The organism is Moritella sp., assembly GCF_033791185.1.
Taxonomy (GTDB): domain Bacteria; phylum Pseudomonadota; class Gammaproteobacteria; order Enterobacterales; family Moritellaceae; genus Moritella.
Genome location: NZ_JASJHF010000220.1, coordinates 1 through 16,418 on the forward strand (window position 1 = coordinate 1; position 16,418 = coordinate 16,418).

20 protein-coding genes are annotated in these 16,418 nt (G+C 41.1%); 17 read left to right on the top strand and 3 right to left on the bottom strand.

Annotation, left to right across the window (positions count from 1 at the left end):
- On the bottom strand, positions 1–361 hold a 361-nt coding region (locus tag QNK26_RS12950; RefSeq protein ID WP_319223558.1), incomplete at its 3' end, for a hypothetical protein.
- A 234-nt stretch (positions 362–595) separates the two neighbouring features.
- Here QNK26_RS12950 and QNK26_RS12955 point away from each other — a divergent pair.
- A complete protein-coding gene (locus QNK26_RS12955; RefSeq protein WP_319223559.1) occupies positions 596–1,897 on the top strand; it encodes a hypothetical protein in 1,302 nt (433 codons plus the stop codon).
- Positions 1,898–1,985: 88 nt separating this feature from the next.
- On the opposite strand, the gene QNK26_RS12960 is transcribed toward QNK26_RS12955, so the two are convergent.
- Positions 1,986–2,711, bottom strand: a complete 726-nt coding sequence (locus QNK26_RS12960; RefSeq protein WP_319223563.1) for an SGNH/GDSL hydrolase family protein — start codon at positions 2,709–2,711, stop codon at positions 1,986–1,988.
- 81 nt (positions 2,712–2,792) lie between these two features.
- Between QNK26_RS12960 and QNK26_RS12965 the strand changes: the two genes are divergently transcribed.
- The 3 genes from QNK26_RS12965 (at position 2,793) to QNK26_RS12975 (ending at position 4,248) form a co-directional block, all read left to right on the top strand.
- Positions 2,793–3,008, top strand: a complete 216-nt coding sequence (locus QNK26_RS12965) for a dodecin (protein WP_319223565.1) — start codon at positions 2,793–2,795, stop codon at positions 3,006–3,008.
- Positions 3,009–3,092: 84 nt separating this feature from the next.
- Positions 3,093–3,509: a GFA family protein gene (locus QNK26_RS12970; RefSeq protein WP_319223568.1), complete on the top strand. Its 417-nt coding sequence runs from the start codon at positions 3,093–3,095 to the stop codon at positions 3,507–3,509.
- Positions 3,510–3,684: 175 nt separating this feature from the next.
- Positions 3,685–4,248, top strand: a complete 564-nt coding sequence (locus QNK26_RS12975) for a GNAT family acetyltransferase (RefSeq protein WP_319223570.1) — start codon at positions 3,685–3,687, stop codon at positions 4,246–4,248.
- A gap of 117 nt (positions 4,249–4,365) precedes the next feature.
- Here the strand turns inward: QNK26_RS12975 and QNK26_RS12980 are convergent, their stop codons facing one another.
- Entirely contained in the window at positions 4,366–5,619 is a 1,254-nt protein-coding gene (locus QNK26_RS12980) for a uracil-xanthine permease family protein (RefSeq protein ID WP_319223572.1), read from the bottom strand.
- 267 nt (positions 5,620–5,886) lie between these two features.
- Between QNK26_RS12980 and QNK26_RS12985 the strand changes: the two genes are divergently transcribed.
- The 13 genes from QNK26_RS12985 to QNK26_RS13045 all read left to right on the top strand — a co-directional run bounded on the left by QNK26_RS12985 (position 5,887) and on the right by QNK26_RS13045 (position 16,415).
- Positions 5,887–6,741, top strand: a complete 855-nt coding sequence (locus QNK26_RS12985; protein WP_319223574.1) for a hypothetical protein — start codon at positions 5,887–5,889, stop codon at positions 6,739–6,741.
- Between the two features lie 167 nt (positions 6,742–6,908).
- Positions 6,909–7,628 (top strand): Crp/Fnr family transcriptional regulator, encoded by a 720-nt coding sequence (locus tag QNK26_RS12990; RefSeq protein WP_319223576.1) that lies wholly within the window; start codon positions 6,909–6,911, stop codon positions 7,626–7,628.
- Complete coding sequence (locus tag QNK26_RS12995) at positions 7,625–8,341, top strand: ABC transporter permease (RefSeq protein ID WP_319223579.1); 717 nt, start codon at positions 7,625–7,627, stop codon at positions 8,339–8,341. The genes QNK26_RS12990 and QNK26_RS12995 overlap by 4 nt, the downstream gene beginning before the upstream one ends.
- Before the next feature lie 134 nt (positions 8,342–8,475).
- On the top strand, positions 8,476–9,345 hold the full coding sequence (locus tag QNK26_RS13000; RefSeq protein WP_319223582.1) for a TraB/GumN family protein: 870 nt from the start codon (positions 8,476–8,478) through the stop codon (positions 9,343–9,345).
- A 117-nt stretch (positions 9,346–9,462) separates the two neighbouring features.
- On the top strand, positions 9,463–10,239 hold the full coding sequence (locus QNK26_RS13005; protein ID WP_319223584.1) for a hypothetical protein: 777 nt from the start codon (positions 9,463–9,465) through the stop codon (positions 10,237–10,239).
- A gap of 60 nt (positions 10,240–10,299) precedes the next feature.
- Positions 10,300–10,905 carry a CAP domain-containing protein gene (locus tag QNK26_RS13010; RefSeq protein WP_319223586.1) on the top strand — a complete coding sequence of 202 codons (606 nt, stop codon included), beginning with the start codon at positions 10,300–10,302 and terminating at the stop codon, positions 10,903–10,905.
- A 448-nt stretch (positions 10,906–11,353) separates the two neighbouring features.
- Positions 11,354–11,848: a prepilin-type N-terminal cleavage/methylation domain-containing protein gene (locus QNK26_RS13015; protein WP_319223589.1), complete on the top strand. Its 495-nt coding sequence runs from the start codon at positions 11,354–11,356 to the stop codon at positions 11,846–11,848.
- A gap of 222 nt (positions 11,849–12,070) precedes the next feature.
- The gene (locus tag QNK26_RS13020; RefSeq protein WP_319223591.1) at positions 12,071–12,250 is read left to right on the top strand and encodes a hypothetical protein; all 180 of its coding nucleotides are present in this window, start codon (positions 12,071–12,073) and stop codon (positions 12,248–12,250) included.
- Between the two features lie 115 nt (positions 12,251–12,365).
- On the top strand, positions 12,366–12,932 hold the full coding sequence (locus tag QNK26_RS13025) for a cyclase family protein (RefSeq protein ID WP_319223593.1): 567 nt from the start codon (positions 12,366–12,368) through the stop codon (positions 12,930–12,932).
- Positions 12,932–13,636, top strand: a complete 705-nt coding sequence (locus QNK26_RS13030) for a hypothetical protein (protein ID WP_319223594.1) — start codon at positions 12,932–12,934, stop codon at positions 13,634–13,636. The genes QNK26_RS13025 and QNK26_RS13030 overlap by 1 nt, the downstream gene beginning before the upstream one ends.
- A 422-nt stretch (positions 13,637–14,058) precedes the next feature.
- Positions 14,059–15,006, top strand: a complete 948-nt coding sequence (locus QNK26_RS13035; protein WP_319223595.1) for a hypothetical protein — start codon at positions 14,059–14,061, stop codon at positions 15,004–15,006.
- 66 nt (positions 15,007–15,072) lie between these two features.
- The gene (locus tag QNK26_RS13040; RefSeq protein ID WP_319223597.1) at positions 15,073–15,840 is read left to right on the top strand and encodes a hypothetical protein; all 768 of its coding nucleotides are present in this window, start codon (positions 15,073–15,075) and stop codon (positions 15,838–15,840) included.
- 215 nt (positions 15,841–16,055) lie between these two features.
- Positions 16,056–16,415, top strand: coding sequence for an Imm51 family immunity protein (locus QNK26_RS13045; protein ID WP_319223600.1), 360 nt, complete (start codon positions 16,056–16,058; stop codon positions 16,413–16,415).
- The last annotated feature ends 3 nt before the right edge of the window (positions 16,416–16,418 follow it).

The following is a 16,418-nucleotide window of genomic DNA, read 5'->3' on the forward strand; positions in this document are numbered from 1 at the left end:
GTTCTGATATCCAATATTTACGCTCTTCTAACCGGCCATGTCCTTTATCGGTTTCCATGAGAAAGCTGATACTACTGGCAAGTGTTTTCTGTGATAACACCTCTTCAAAGTAATTGGTTATTTCGACATGATCGGCGAGTGTAAACAATGGACTTTTGCTGAGTAGCTCAAAGTAGAGTTGTACTTTAAGCATAAAATTATCCACTTTCTTAGCCGCGTTCTCAACATTATGCTGCAAGTGCAAGCCAGTATTTATCTCGAACTGCTTTTGCATGCTATAAAACATGATACCTGTGGTGGTGACCCAAAAAAATAAAATTAAACCGATAAATGATAGTGCGATCTTATTCTTGAGTAACATAGCAACATCCATGTCGTTAGCGGTGATAAAAATGAGAGTCGATAGTTTAAGTCTCAGATTTAATAAATGGAAAGTTTTAGGTCACACTTTAGCTCTCAATATAAGTAGTTGCTCACAGGGTTTTAAAGATATTTATAATTAGGTAAAAAAAATATTGGATAACTTGGTGCTGTAAAAAATATCCGTTAGCGTAAATAGTGAATTTATTTCATCAATAGTTGCAAGGAGCACAAGATGGCTGATAGCCTAAACCAAGCTGTGGTTAAGCAGGAAAACCTCGATCCAGAAATATCAAAAATTATAGCGTCAGTATTGAAAATTGACGATCCTACAAACTATAACGATTATGAAACTATTGCCAAAGTCGTGTTTCAAGCGTTGAATTTCTTCCCGCCGTTATATGTGCAATCTATTTTTGGCCCTATAGGAAGTTGGTTTCCACCGCATAAAAAAGATTCAGAATTTAACATTATTGACTTTTGGCGACCGATAAGAACTGCAAATTATTTAGTCGATACTTTGGTTCCTGCATTTGCTCATGCTCCTGGTCCTTGGGCTCGCACATTATTACCACCGGTGGTTCAAAATTTATTTTGGCGTCCAAGTAACTATTTCCAACAAACTGACCCAGTCGCAAGTGTCACATCATTTATCAACGAACAGTGGATTTTTGTCAACGGCATTGCGACGAATGAAGATGTCGCTATGATGAATTCGGAGCTATTAAGCCAATTATTTAAACGGCCATTGACTGTGGTGCATAATCAAACAGATTCAACGGTCTTGGATCTGGTGGAGTGTGTCACGGGTAAAGTATTTAAAACGACCCCCAATTTAAATGATGAACAGTCGATGACAGAGCCCGCGGTTAAGGCCACGGTTGCGGTATTGGAAGCGCTGAAAGATCCTGCTAAAGACAGAGTTGTGTTGCTGTGCCATTCTCAAGGTACCATCATTACAGCGAACGTATTACGTGCATTACAGAAAAGCATTAGTCAAGTCAAAGCAGTACAGCACGCACCTGAAACCAAATTGACATTACAGCTAAATAATCTAGAACGTTTAGCCTTTGATTTATTTTGGAGAGACACTATGTTCACATTTACGGATGATGAACTGGATTCTTATCTGGTCACTATGATGAAAAAACTTGAGGTTTATACTTTTGCTAACTGTGCCGATAAAATGAATTATGTGTGTCATTCGACCAACGGTAAAGGAGAACTGATAGGTTTACCCTACATTGAAAATTTTGCTAATCAATTTGATTTAGTCGCAAGGTTGGGGGTGCTTTCGCCATTGCAAGGCGATGACAGTGGTATTATCGAAATTGACGGGGGGGTGTATGAAAAACAAGGGGCTAATGCTTGGGGCCATCTACTTAACCAGCATTACTTGTTTGGTATGGCGGAATACCTTCAAGATAGCAGTAACGTAAATAATCCTTATGCGCTGCAAAATGATGAAACGTTAACTGCTTTGCCTAGGTTGTACCGCTATTATAAAGGCGCACGACCAGATGCTTATTATGAATAATAGGTGAGATGATTGTGGTATCAATCATCAGTGAAAATTAGCAAGCCCTGTATACACAGGGCTTTATTATATTAATTATTCATAGTTGTCAGTTGTCAGTTGCCAGTTGTAATTTTATTTTGTCGGCGACAACTTGCGCCCAATGCTGATAAATAACGGGCCCCGGATGGAAACCATCCGCCGCCATGTCTTCTGCGTTTAGTTCTGCATTGATATCAATAACCTGACAATCACTTAGGCTTTCAACTAAGGTACATAGCTTACGATTAAATTGAGTTGATCTTGCGCCTAAATATCGGCGAAGCGGTTGAGGTAGAGCTGGGAACTGCCCCATAGGAGGGACTTGGGTGATAAGGATCTGTTGGCAACTAAACTGCTGACGTAATCGAGTGATTAAATCTTGCTGTTGCAGTATCCAAGCTGCGGCGGGTAACGAACCTGTGACATCATTAACCCCAAGTGAGGTGACAATAATGTCAAATGTTTGCTGTGGTTGAGCTGATAACATTTGTAAACTATCTAACGTGGTATGTCCTGATTTGGCTAATAATAACCAGTCAACTTGATACTGCTCGGCTAATACCGCGACAAGATTGCCGCTTAATGCTTGTGATTGGTTATCTACGCCAACTCCTGCTGCTGCGGAATCGCCCACAATGAGTAGCCGTATTTTTTGTCCTGTGCCAGTCGTTCCAGAACGCTCTCCAGCCGCTTCAGGTAGCTTTGGCGTTACCTTCTTTACATAACGACCTTGAGCAATGATAACCGGCGCGTAGACGGCTTTAGTTAACAATTTACTTAATGATTTGAACATGAAACCTCCTTGTTGCAACCATCATAGCAATACCAAGCTATATTTACACTGAGATTATTTTATGCTTAATTGGAGTTAGCTATGTCAAATCATCATACTTACAAAAAAATAGAAATGGTTGGTTCGTCAACAAAAAGTATTGAAGATGCTGTGCATAATGCATTGGCGGAGTGTAATAAAACGGTAAAAAATATGGATTGGTTTGAAGTGACTGAAACCCGCGGTGACATCGTTAATGGGGCTGTTGGGCACTTTCAAGTGACGTTAAAAATAGGTTTCCGTATTAGCGATAGTTAGTTTATTTCAGCAGTCGGTTAATTTATTAGCAGGTAGATTGATAGGTATATAGGTATACATATCTAGGTTATAGGGAGAGACATAATGAGCAAAATAACAGGCGGCTGCTTATGCGGTGCGGTTAAATTTGAAGTGAGTAATGATTTTAGTCAGTTTCATTTATGCCATTGCCAGCAGTGTCAAAAAATAACGGGTTCAGCCCATGCATCCAATTTATTCTGTCAGCCTAGTCATGTTACTTGGTTAGCTGGAACGGATAAAACCAAGCGTTTTGATTATCCTAGTCGCCATTTCGCCCGGGTATTTTGCACCGAGTGTGGTACTGGCGTGCCGTATTTAGTCAATAAAGGAAAAACCTTAATCGTGCCTGCGGGTTCACTGGATGTCGACGAAGATACGGTGCTCAATGTCGCCCCACAGGACAATATATTTTGGCATGAACGGGCACCTTGGTACGACGCGGCTTTAGATGCGCCGACGTTTGCCGGTTTTCCAGAATAAGCTATTAGACTTGTCGATTGAATCTAAGTTGTCCGAACTCAGCTTCATTTAACGGTTGTTTATTACGGCCGCTGTTTATTACGAGTGATTGTTTATCACTGGATCCGGTTATAAGGATAGTGGTATATTTGCGTTATTAATAGGACGAGATATAGCAATAAATGGAAGCGTAAACATGCAGTTAAAACTAGCTGAATTAAGTGATATTGAAGATACGTTAATACTTCATTATAAATACCAAGTTGATTCTATGACGGCGGAAGACAAAGCGGATGGATTTGTTACGACACCGTTTACCAAAGAAGAATTAACGCGTTTAATTACCGAAGAAAATGGCCTGTTTATTGCGCGCAAAGACGGTAAAGTTGTTGCTTACGTGATGGCTGCGTCTTGGACATTTTGGTCTAACTGGCCGATGTTTGTGCACATGATCAAAGAACTACCGAACTTGGAGTACTTAGGTCAGCAACTATCTATTGATAATTCGTATCAATATGGTCCGGTTTGTATTGATAAAAGTATCCGTGGTACAGGTGCATTAGAAGCCATCTTTGATTTTTCTAGAGCTCAGATGGCGAAGCGTTTCCCTATTTTAGTGACCTTTGTTAATAAGATTAACCCAAGGTCTTATGCGGCGCATACTAAAAAATTAGGCTTGACGGTTATTCAAGAGTTTGAATATAACAACAATCATTATTACGAACTGGTATACGACACATCTAAACCATTACCAGTGTAATAAAAAAAGCAGGTGATAACCGATACATATCAGCGTTCACCTGCTTTTTATTTAAATCGTCATAAACGGTAAGTAAATAGCCATAAACTGTAAATAATCATCAACTGCAGTCGTTAATTATTTAGCACTCACTTCTGTGTCTATTTCTACTTTATCAACAACATGGTTATCACCTAATTCATTCGGTAATACTAAGTTAAGAATAATAGCCACGATACCGCATAAACTTACACCTTGCAGGCTGAAATCGCCGACACCAAATGCCATACCACCAATACCGAATACCAATGTCACTGCGACAATGATTAAATTGCGAGATTTATGCAGGTCAACGCGATTGGTTATCAGGGTGTTTAGACCAACTGTTGCGATGGTACCGAACAGTAAGATCATAATGCCGCCCATTACAGGTACTGGGAAGGTTTGTAATAACGCACCAAGTTTGCCAACAAACGCTAACACAAGTGCAATCACTGCTGCCCATGTCATGATGACAGGGTTAAATGCTTTAGTGAGCATCACTGCACCAGTCACTTCACTGTAGGTGGTATTTGGCGGCGCGCCAAACATTGATGCAGCCATTGTTGCCAGTCCGTCACCAGCAAGGGTGCGATGCAAACCCGGTTTTTTCAGGTAATCTTTACCGGTTGCATTGGAGATAGCCAGAATATCACCTACATGCTCAATCGCTGGTGCTAGTGCAACGGGGATCATAAATAAGATGGCATTGATGTTAAATTCTGGGAAGGTAAAGTTCGGTAATGCTAACCAACTTGCTTGAGCAACTGGGGAAAAGTCAATAATGCCATAAGCCAGACTGGCAATATAACCTGCCACGATACCAGCCATAATAGGGATCAGTTTAAGCAGACCTTTACCAAACACACTCACTGCAATCGTAGTAAATAATGAGATAGCGGCAATGATGATCGCGACTTCGTTATCAATTAACTGCACTGCACCATCACCGGTTTTACCCATAGCCATATTTACTGCGACAGGTGATAAACCAAGACCAATTACCATGATCACTGGGCCCACCACAACAGGTGGCAGTAGCTTATGAATAATCGCCACACCGCGAAATTTAATCACCGCAGACAATAATACATAAGTGAAACCGGCTGCCATTAAGCCACCCATGGTGCTAGCGATGCCCCAGGTTTGCACACCGAACATGATCGGAGCAATAAAAGCAAAAGAAGAAGCGAGAAACACAGGAACAGAACGTTTAGTAATAACTTGAAAAACTAGAGTACCGAGACCGGCACCGAACAGCGCGACATTGGGATCCAAACCAGTAAGCAGTGGAACCAATACGAGGGCACCAAATGCGACGAATAGCATCTGTAGACCTTGTAAAATTTGCATTATTTTATCTCCATTTTTAAATAAACGGCTGGACGGTAGCACAAAACTTTTATCATATGCAATACAATCAGCAGTATGATATTAATCAACAGGCTTTTTTGTGTTTTACGTCAAGAACGGTTAGTTTCATGTAAAACATTTGGCTCTATAGGCCAATCACTTAACTCTTTGCGCCGTCATATCTAAAGGTGTTGATAACTCACAGAATAGCGTGAACTTAATAACTACCATGCGCTCACCCTATCAACGTGAAGTCGCCAATCAGTCATGACATTTAAAAAATCATTATTACTTTTTCCTATCGTAGCAAGCTTTCCCTATGCATTAAGTGCTGAAGATAACTTAGACCAACAGTATTGGGAGAATTACAATACCAATACATCTGTGTATGCTCAGCAAACGTCATCCATCGCGGCCAATATTGATAGCCAACATGCAGTCTCTAGTCAAAACATCTTAATTGACACTTATACCCTTGGCCGCTTAGGAAACAGCTCCTATTTTGGTTTTGTTGAAGCTATTTTTGGTAAGCTTGGTAATGCGAATTCGGGTGATGAACAAACACCTTACGGTTTAGACATTATGCAAGTGAGGGGGTCAATTAATCAGCAATGGAAAGTAACATCTTCTGTTGGTTTTGGTTGGAACTATTATGGTATTGATCGAAATTTGGCTCGATCTCCTGAAGGGAAATTTGGTTATAAATTTGATTCATTGGGGGCTATTGCTACCTATCAGTGGCATAAATGGACATTTATGCCTCAAGTGAATTATGTGTTTAATGGTGATATGGGTAAAGATGGACTCGACTCTGGACAAGGATTGGGCTCTAGCAAATTCGATGGTTTCTTCATTCTTCCTGTCGTCAGATTACAGCTGTCAGATAATGGTAGTTATTTCAGTGTATTACCTGAGTACTTTGTTGGTTATGGTGAGCACGATACAGATGTAAGTTACATGAAGTGGCAATTTAGGGTCGGCGCGCCTCTAGGCGACAGTAAAAAATGGTGGCTGAAAGGGCGGTTTGAGCATACCTCATATCATCAATACGATTACTGCGGTATTGATATCAGTCCATCCGAAGATACTGCAGTATCAGTCGGTATTCAATATAACTGGTAATATGAAAGGCTAATTATACCGCTGGAGTGAGAACTTGTCCTGTGTGTTTAAAACACCACGGGACACTTGTTTAAAACCAAAATCATGGCATTATATTGGTTCTTATCATCTGCTTACGATATCTTCTATCCTATGCAGATAACAACCGCAGTTAAAAGTTGGATTTCATGATCACCGACACTCATATAATCGACATAGTATCAAATCACCATTTATTTTCAGCACTTACCGATGTTGAATTTAAGCAGCTATTTAGCACCGCCAAAACATATAAAGTGGACCCATTGGAGAATGTGTTTCATCAAGGGGATAAAGCTGGCCGATTTTATTTAGTATTGCGCGGGCATCTCAAACTTTATCGTACCAGTCCGAGCGGACAAGAAAAGGTGGTCGAGGTGATGCGTGAAGGTAATACTTTCGCTGAAGCATTAATGTTTAATAACAAGCCTTTTTATCCTGTTGCAGCGCAAGCGGTATCAGCAAGTGAATTGATTGCGTTTGATAATGAAACCTATTTAAAAATACTCAAAAGTAATCCTGAAGCCGGTATCGCCATTATGGCGAACATGAGTATTCGTCTGCACCATGATCTTTATGAAATAGAAATGCTATCGGTAGAAAATGCCAAAAACCGTTTACTATTGTTTTTGCTACAGAATATCCAAGATAAAGATGGTAATGAAGGAGTGATTGAATTAGATATACCAAAACGAACGCTTGCATCATTATTGTCGATTCAACCGGAAACATTTTCGCGTCTACTCAAAAAATTGGCGAAAGAAGGTTTAATTGAAGAACGAAGAGGCCATATTCGTATTGTTAATATAGATGCCTTATACGCAGCCTCGGATATACCAGTGCAACCCGTGACTGGTGGTAAATCATGAGTAGTACGGTGCAGGTAATATCCTTCACCCACTTGGCGTTTGCTTTTATTCCGGTGTTAGTTGCATTGGCGATCTTAATACAATGGCGTTTGCCAATTAAAAATGGCTTGTATGCATTGGCGCGTATGCTAATCCAATTATTGTTAATTGGTTATTTTTTGTCATATATCTTTGAATCGCACAGTGCGGGTATCGTGGTTGTTGTGCTGTTAGTCATGGTGGTCGCCTCCAGCTGGATTGCTTTGGGTGCGGTACCGGAACAACGCTGGAAAATGTACAAATATGCGTTATTTTCAGTGACGCTCGGTGGCGGTTTTACTTTATTTGTGATGAGCGCAGGCGTGCTGGGACTAGACCCTTGGTATAGCCCGCAATACATGGTGCCGCTAGCAGGAATGGCATTTGCTAATGCAATGAACAGTGTCAGTTTATCTGCTGAACGTTTAAATGCCGAGATGGCGCGTGGTGAAGATTATATCGTGGCACGCCGTATCGCTCTAAAAGCCTCGCTAATACCTATCATCAATGCCTTATTTGCCGTGGGGTTAGTGTCTTTGCCGGGCATGATGACGGGTCAGATCTTATCAGGCGTATCCCCCTTCATTGCGGTCCGATACCAAATCATGATCATGTGCATGTTATTTGGTTCATCTGTTATTTCAGCCGCATTTTTCTTGTCTTTGATAAAACCTATGATGCCAAATAAGCAATGAATGATACAAAGCTGAGATTTATACAATACTTAGTTTTGTATAAAATATAGATGTATAAAACTTAGCTTTATAAAACCAGATGTATATAAAAGTTTAGCTTTATGGTGATAAACACGATAAAAAAAGAGGCTTCAATGAAAATGTCTAAATTATGGTATGTCTTTTCAATCCTGCTGTGTAGCGTCGCTAATTCAGCACTGGCAGCATCATCAGTATGGGAAGTGAGTAATGGTAAAAGCAGTATCTATTTAGGTGGCACGGTACATGTTTTAACAGCAGAAGATTATCCGTTACCCGCCGAGTTTGATCGCGCTTATGCCTTGGCGGATGTGTTGGTATTAGAAACAGACATGGCTAAGTTAGACAGCCCCGAGTTTCAGCAAACTATGCTAACTGAGCTTAGTTACCCGAAAGGCCAAGATCTAACCCAGCATTTAACCGCGGACACATATCAACAATTAGCCGCGTATTGTCAATCTCGTGGTATTGGCATGCAGGTTATTAATAACTTCAAACCGAGTATGATCTCGTTAATGTTAACCATGGTCGAGTTACAACGCCTCAACTTTACTGGCATTGGTGTTGATAAACACTTTAACAATAAAGCCGTTGCGGATGGCAAACCTTTGGGCCAATTAGAGACGGTAGAGCAGCAGTTAGCGTTTATTGCCGGCCTTGGTAAAGGTAAAGAAGATGCGTTGATCCGTTACAGTCTCGACGATATAAAAACATTACCGACCTTCATGCAAGAGATGAAAACAAGCTGGCGCAATGGTGAACGTCAGGCGCTAGTTGATCTTGCTATCACGCCGTTGATTAAAGATTTTCCCGATATTTATCAATCATTATTAGTACAACGTAATAATAACTGGTTACCACAAATTGAAACAATGTTTAGTAACCAAAGCACAGAGTTAGTCTTAGTTGGAACCTTGCATTTAGTGGGCGAGGATGGCTTGTTAAAGCAATTAGAAGCCGCTGGTTATAAGATTACGCAACTGTAAATTTTGGCTAAAAAATTAATTAGTTCATCATCGGCAAAATGTGGCATTGGTTTATTGGTCGCTATTGATAGTTAGGATATGATGTTTGTTATCCGTTATTACCTGTAAAGACAACCAATGCTGAATTTATTTCGTTCTAAACCACTTATTGATGACACCAGCTGTGAGTGGATGTTTGATACTTTCGAGTGGGCGCTAACCCATTTTGACCACCAAGAGTTCTTTCAGCGTACGCAGTTGATCCAACCCACCAATGACTTCTTTCCCGGTAATGTCGATAGCCGTCATGGCATGGCTGAAACCATCTTTAATCATGTGGTTAAATATGCCGGGTTAAGTCATTGGCCACTACAGTTACAAGCACCTCAATTGTTTACCCCACAACCGCCTGCATTACTTGATTTATCTGCCGTTCAGCGAGATTCTTCCGGTGCGAATAACTTACCTGCGTTAGTGGCTGTCCAGCCTTTAGCAATGACGTATAATCCACAACAAGCATCTAAGCCGGGTGATTTAGCTTCGAGCTATGCGCATCATTTAGCGCAACATGTAGTGGCACAATCACAGCAATTACCACCCGGTGGTGCAGAGTATTTTAATGCTAGTACCGAAATCATCGCTATTTTCATGGGCTTTGGTGTGATGATGGCAAACTCGGCTTATACTTTTAGAGGCGGTTGTGGTAGCTGTTATAACGCTCAAGCCAATAGACAAGCAGCCTTGTCAGAGGATAATGTTATCTTTGCATTGGCGTTATTTTGCCGCTTAAAAGGGATCCCTGCTGCCGATGCAACGCGTAATCTTAAAGGTTATTTAAGACGTAACTTTAAACAGGCACTACAACAAATTGACCGTGAACCTGTGCGTTTACAGCAGTTATTAGCGCTAAAATAATGACAGATCATGATGTGCATGATAGTTGTAACGATTGCACCGATAGCACAGGAAGGGCACATGAGTAAACAGAATAAGTATACAACCAAGTGGATAATGATTTGTGCCACTGCAGTATTGCTCACCGGCTGTGTGAGCGATGGTAAGCATAACCAGGATGAGGGAGCCGTATCACCCGCGAAAGCTATCCAACAGCTAAAACCAGCGGGCGCAGCGCCAACTCGAAGGCTAGGCCCTGAACCATCCCCCGGCTTTAAACGTAAGATGCTAGCAGCCGTGAATGCTGCTCGTGTCGGTGGTTATACATGTGGTAATAGCAAGATGTCGGCGGTTTCCCCTGTTGTGTGGAACGTGCAATTGCAGCAATCAGCGTTTGCGCATTCACAAAATATGGCAAATGGTGATTATTTTAATCATCAAGATAAGCAAGGTAATCGAGTAGGGGAGCGTACTTATGCTGCGGGTTATAATTGGCGTGCTGCGGCAGAAAACATTGCAGCAGGACAGCTTGAGGCTGATGTCGTGATAAAAGGTTGGTTAGGCAGTAAAGGACACTGTTTGAATATTATGGATGCGGAGTATTCGCAGATGGGTATGGCCTCTTTTACCAATAAAAATTCCTATTATAAGATTTATTGGACACAAGTATTAGCGAGTCCTTTTTAGTAAAAGACCCTACCAATCAACAGATGATAAGTAAGGTCTTGTTTGATCTAGCGAATCATTAGTCACTACTGTGAATCTTGTTCAGTCTCTTCAGTTTTCTTTGTGTCTTCTAGATCTTGTCCGCCGCAGCCACCACAACAACTCATAATAATACCCTTCTCGTTAATTAATTTAGTGTTAAGCAAAATACCCCGTCACTATAACCCAGTGTTTTACTCAAGTAATTGACTAAAGTCATTTAGACTAATTGAATCAGCAATTCACTATTGTTGGTTCTCAGGTGCAACACCAAATAACGGTGATTATTTACGCAGACAGTAAGGACTATCTTGTTAGGCTCCGATATTCATATACGTCATTTTCACGATGTTGTAAAATTGATGAGTGATAACAATAAAAGTTAAATCGATCTATTTTACACCGGTAAGGTTATTGGAGTTAAAGAATAATGAAGAGTAAGGGCTTTACACTGATTGAGCTAGTTGTGGTTATTGTAATATTGGGGATCCTTGCTGCCACAGCGGTACCCAAATTTATCAATTTGCAGAGGGATGCACGCATCGCTTCTCTCGATGGTTTCGTTGGTGCTCTTAAAGCGGCGAACTCAATTGTTATGAGCAAGGCAACTATCGTGGGAATTAAATCAGCTAAAGTTGAAACAAACATCCCCAATACCGATTTGTATGTGCTTGACGGCCACATGAGTATTAAGCCTGAACACATAAAAGCGGCAATGAATATTGAGGGTTTCATGGTGACCAATTATGCATTGACCATGACGCGAACTACGTTCGTATATTTAGCGGATAAAGAACTTACAATGCCAGAACTTAGAGCGCTGAATTGTTTTATTCATCTTACACGCTCATACACACAACAAGATGGTTCTAATGTAATCGATACGGGTGATTTGAAGGTGAATGAATTCTACGATGGCTGTTAAAGTGGCAATCAGTTATTCGATGACACTTAAATACCGACGATGAGAGTCTGCTAGAATCTTGTTAAACAACTAAAATCACGCTTTAAAAACAGCCATGCGTAAGTATGGCTGTTTTTTGCATTCAGTGCTGATAATAAAATCGCAATAACCTGGCTTATCAAATAAGCAGCAATATATTGTTGTCCAGTCGCAAGCCAGTAAATCAATGATGAGGGAATAAAGATGGAAATTAGCATCGAAGATATTATGAATATTGAGATAGACATAGAAAATTTACCTCCAATAGCAGTACAAAAAAATATAGTTGAAGATATTGAACGGTTAATAGCTGAAGGTAAAAGTAAGGCTGAGGCTCTGCACTTGGTATTTGAATATTATAAAATGGGTAACAAAGTTAACTAAAAGCGTCAGGTTGGTATTTAATGGCCTTATTTTGATATTTTTTGTCTTAATATTTGTAATGGAACGTACATATTGGCGCTAAAATTCTCCCTATCAACTTAGAGGAGAAGTAAACATGAACCGAAAAAATATCAGTATTGAAATTTCAGAAGACCATCCTGCTTATCAGTGGGCGAAGCGTCAGTCTGATTCTGTAAATGCAATGGGCCATATCGGCACTCACATTGATTGTTATACTAAAATGCCGCTAGAGACAGCATATACGACACCTGTTCACATTATTGATTGTTCGGAAGTAATGCCAACGTTAGAACAGGTTGAAACGCTTGAACTATCGGGCAAATCATTGCTTCTATATACAGGAAACTTTGAAGAAAATGGTTACGGGAATCCGAATTACGGTGCGAAATCTACGGTGCTGAATACTGATGTACTAGATTCTATCCTGAAAAGTTCACCAATGTTTATTGTGATTGATAGCTATGGGATTGGTGCGCATGGTGATGAACATATTTCGTTTGATAAGCGCTGTGAGGAGAATAATTGTTTCGTGATTGAAAACGTCTGTCTAACAAAAGTAATGCTTGATACCTTATATTCGCTGGAGATTAGTTTCGATCCATCCTCCGTCTCAACGGGTAAGCGCTGTGACGTTATTGCGATTAGCCATGAGGAGGAATAATGTCTGTAAATTGTAAGATCGTTAATCTGACGTACCTTAACAAAAAGACATTAAGCGTCATCTTAGAAGCCGAGGATGACTTCGATTTTCTTGCGGGTCAATATGTCCTGCTTGAGTTGGGTGAGAGTGGGAAATTACCATTTTCAATTGCCAGCTCACCGGAGGGGAACCGTAAGTTTGAACTACATTTGGGTGGTGTTTCAGAAGAGAGTACTTTAGCTAACAGTGTCGTGTACCTGCAACAATGCTTTCAAAATGAACAACGTGTGACTGTTGAAGGCGCGAAGGGGCATGCTTGGTTACGCCCTGCTAATGGGAGCGTTGTACTGGTGGCCGGAGGTTCAGGTTACACCTATACGCGCAGCCTGTTAAAGGAAGCCCTAAAACGCAATCCTGAGAGTGAAATTACTCTCTATTGGGGAGGGCATAGTGAGGCAGATCTCTATGAGCATGATTATCTTGTTGAATTAGAAGCATCATACTCTGGCTTTACTTACATTCCTGTGACGGAAGTTAGCCCGAAGAGTATCGTGGCACGTCAAGGACGATTACTCGCTATCGTTTATGAAGATTACGACTTCAACACTCTACCAGATCTTTATATTTGCGGGCGCTATGACATGGTTCAAGTTGCATATTCACACCTGCATAATAAGTATGAAGGTCGACTAAATATTTATTCAGATGCGCTACCCACAGCATAAAATTGTTCAGGCACTATTTAGTGCCTGATTTTTCCAACCTACAGCGCAGATGTGAAACAGCGCAACGCAGATCCGCGTCCCACTAACCCCAGATGTTGGATAACACCAGCGAATTCTACAGCCGCGCTAACCCTATTGTGAGTCATCCTCAAGTCTAGGTATGTTTCAAAGGAATTCCCCACCATATCGGATTGTAAGTAGACGATTCTATCTAAAGATCAAAAAAGTCTCCAACGAGAAGGGCAAATTCACTAAATCACTACATACTTAGGTAGTTATGAGTGCTAAGCGAACCAATGGAGGGATTCTATATGAGGGTTGCAATGATATTACAACGGAGTTTGAAGGCCTTGCTTATTACATCGACGGCTGTATTAGTCTCTTGTACTAGCCTAGGCCCAAGTACCATCGAACGGGACCGGATGGATTATGGACTTTCCCTGAATACATCCATTAAGCAGCAACTGCTCGGCAACATAGTTCGCCTGCGGTATATGGAGGCACCTATCTTTGTTGATGTTGCTTCGGTGATTAATCAGTACTCCTTGTCAGGAAACATCGACGCAGGGGTTGGTTTTAATAGCGGGAGTAATACCGGTACTCTTGGTGCTGGGGGGCGTTGGGAAGATCGTCCGACGATCACGTACAGTCCTATCTCGGGAAGAAAGTTTTCTGAAAGTTTGTTAAAGCCCATTTCACCTGAATCATTGTTCGCGTTGGTGCAATCTGGGTGGTCAACCGAACTTATGTTTCGCCTGACTGTTGCACAAATCAATGGTGTGGCAGATGCGAATCCTCCTTTGCAGGCCGAACCTAGGTTTCGTGACATGCTGTCTGTTTGGAGTCGGCTGCGCGAAGCGCGGATTATAGCTCTGCGGCGCAGTAGTAATGTGGATGAGAGGGCGCGGATTGTGTTGTACGTGAACGATGCTGAGCTTGATGAACAGACTCGTGACGATCTGTCTTTCCTACGGGAAACTCTTGGTTTGCGCAAGGGGGCTAAAGAGTTCACTTTGTCGTACGGGTTAACAAGTCATGACCCTGATGCGCTTGTCGTGTTGACGTTATCTATACTGGACATGATGGTCGATTTAGCGCGGCTGGTAGATGTTCCCCAGCAACACATCGATGAAGGAAGAACCTCTCCAACGTTTGTTGATACCGGCCTAGGCGGACCTTTGTTGCAAGTTCACTCGTCCATTGAAGAGCCTGAAATGCCTTACGTAGCAATCCGTGAGCGTGGCTATTGGTTTTATATAGACGACAGGGACCTGATGAGTAAACGGACCTTCGGTGTAATACAGATATTACTCAGCCTGACGGACTCTGGTGACGCTGCTAAAGGCCCTGTGTTATCTATCGGTGGTTAGTCGGAACTTTATGCTGAATTACATTGAGGCACAGTGCAATACAGAGACAACTAAAGGTATGCGTACATGAATATAACATATGAAAAATCGCTGAGTAGGTTAGTTATCGCAGCTGTTTTACTTTTCGGTACAAATTCAGCTGATGCTGGTGAATGGAGTGGTAGTGCATCGTTATATTTTTGGCTGCCGTCGATAGATGGGAGTGGCAATCTTAACGTACCACCGAATGATGGCTCAGGAGAAGAACCTCTGCCTGTTGACCCTAGCCAAGTGCTTGATTCCTTAGATCTTGCTTTGATGGGATCCTTTGAGGTGAGATATGATAAATATCTCTTTTTTACAGATATTGCTTATCTTGATATGAGCAATACAAAAAGCGTAAACATCTTAAACACTTCAAGAGAAGTCGAGCTTGGTTTTGAGGGATGGCAGTCTTCCTATTATGGTGGGTACGCTGTAGCCAGTTCTGATGAGCTGACTGTGGATATTATTGCTGGGTTAAGATATTTCAGTATGGAGTTTGAAGTCGAAGTTGACCGAGATAATATTGTTAAACAGAGAACAAGGACATTTTATGAGGGACTTCTAGACGGTATCATTGGGCTTAAGGGCCAATACAATATTACCGAACAGTGGTTTATCCCTTATCATGCAGATTTTGGTATCGGAAATTCTGATCTTACCTACCAGCTAATCGGTGGGGTCGGTTATGGCGGCGCTTGGGGAGATGTTGAACTGACTTATCGCCATTTAGCTTGGCACCTTAGAGATGACAGTATTTTAAACACCTTTAGTTTAAGCGGCTTTTCGATAGCTTACAGTTACCATTTTTAAATCTTTGATAATTTTGTACGGCAGCATGGCATCACTGCGCTCACAAATATCATAAATAGCGGTGTTTCAATATGCCATTCTTAATAGTAATAAGGTAAAACATGATGCATCTATCATTTAATTAAAATACAGAGAGTAGGGTAGAGAGACCTTAACTTCTTGCTCTCTCCGGAGAAGTTATTTCATGACTATTCTAATCATATTAAAGAGATATTATGAAGCAAGTAAATGTTTACCACCCATTTTTATTTTCCACTTTCAAACGCGATCATAGCCTGATGTTAAGTGATTTAAAATGGAAAGCTTTTGAATCTCATGACTTTTTAGGAGATGGTGAAGATTGGGCGTTGCTGTTAGAAAATATGCTTTCAGAAAAGAATCCCAGCTTATTAGAAAAACTGACTTTTGGTGATGAGACGTTGATGTTTACTATCCATAGTGAAGACAAAGATGCATTGCATGCAATTGCTGAAATGGTCTTTGAATTTTATGATGATGATGATTTATTACATGCTTGTATCACCCGTTATGCTCAGTACGAATTTGAACCAGAATTAATAAGTAAATCCAGCTGATAC

Excerpts from the sequence above, each read along its gene's own strand:
- QNK26_RS13000 (WP_319223582.1), top strand. The coding sequence starts at position 8,476 with ATGAAAATGTCTAAATTATGGTATGTCTTTTCAATCCTGCTGTGTAGC.
- QNK26_RS13035 (WP_319223595.1), top strand. The coding sequence starts at position 14,059 with ATGGATTATGGACTTTCCCTGAATACATCCATTAAGCAGCAACTGCTC.
- QNK26_RS12970 (WP_319223568.1), top strand. The coding sequence starts at position 3,093 with ATGAGCAAAATAACAGGCGGCTGCTTATGCGGTGCGGTTAAATTTGAA.
- QNK26_RS12980 (WP_319223572.1), bottom strand. The coding sequence starts at position 5,619 with ATGCAAATTTTACAAGGTCTACAGATGCTATTCGTCGCATTTGGTGCC.
- QNK26_RS13015 (WP_319223589.1), top strand. The coding sequence starts at position 11,354 with ATGAAGAGTAAGGGCTTTACACTGATTGAGCTAGTTGTGGTTATTGTA.
- QNK26_RS13005 (WP_319223584.1), top strand. The coding sequence starts at position 9,463 with ATGCTGAATTTATTTCGTTCTAAACCACTTATTGATGACACCAGCTGT.
- QNK26_RS12985 (WP_319223574.1), top strand. The coding sequence starts at position 5,887 with ATGACATTTAAAAAATCATTATTACTTTTTCCTATCGTAGCAAGCTTT.
- QNK26_RS13045 (WP_319223600.1), top strand. The coding sequence starts at position 16,056 with ATGAAGCAAGTAAATGTTTACCACCCATTTTTATTTTCCACTTTCAAA.
- QNK26_RS12995 (WP_319223579.1), top strand. The coding sequence starts at position 7,625 with ATGAGTAGTACGGTGCAGGTAATATCCTTCACCCACTTGGCGTTTGCT.
- QNK26_RS13030 (WP_319223594.1), top strand. The coding sequence starts at position 12,932 with ATGTCTGTAAATTGTAAGATCGTTAATCTGACGTACCTTAACAAAAAG.
- QNK26_RS13025 (WP_319223593.1), top strand. The coding sequence starts at position 12,366 with ATGAACCGAAAAAATATCAGTATTGAAATTTCAGAAGACCATCCTGCT.
- QNK26_RS12990 (WP_319223576.1), top strand. The coding sequence starts at position 6,909 with ATGATCACCGACACTCATATAATCGACATAGTATCAAATCACCATTTA.
- QNK26_RS12965 (WP_319223565.1), top strand. The coding sequence starts at position 2,793 with ATGTCAAATCATCATACTTACAAAAAAATAGAAATGGTTGGTTCGTCA.
- QNK26_RS12975 (WP_319223570.1), top strand. The coding sequence starts at position 3,685 with ATGCAGTTAAAACTAGCTGAATTAAGTGATATTGAAGATACGTTAATA.
- QNK26_RS12955 (WP_319223559.1), top strand. The coding sequence starts at position 596 with ATGGCTGATAGCCTAAACCAAGCTGTGGTTAAGCAGGAAAACCTCGAT.
- QNK26_RS13010 (WP_319223586.1), top strand. The coding sequence starts at position 10,300 with ATGAGTAAACAGAATAAGTATACAACCAAGTGGATAATGATTTGTGCC.
- QNK26_RS12960 (WP_319223563.1), bottom strand. The coding sequence starts at position 2,711 with ATGTTCAAATCATTAAGTAAATTGTTAACTAAAGCCGTCTACGCGCCG.
- QNK26_RS13040 (WP_319223597.1), top strand. The coding sequence starts at position 15,073 with ATGAATATAACATATGAAAAATCGCTGAGTAGGTTAGTTATCGCAGCT.
- QNK26_RS13020 (WP_319223591.1), top strand. The coding sequence starts at position 12,071 with ATGGAAATTAGCATCGAAGATATTATGAATATTGAGATAGACATAGAA.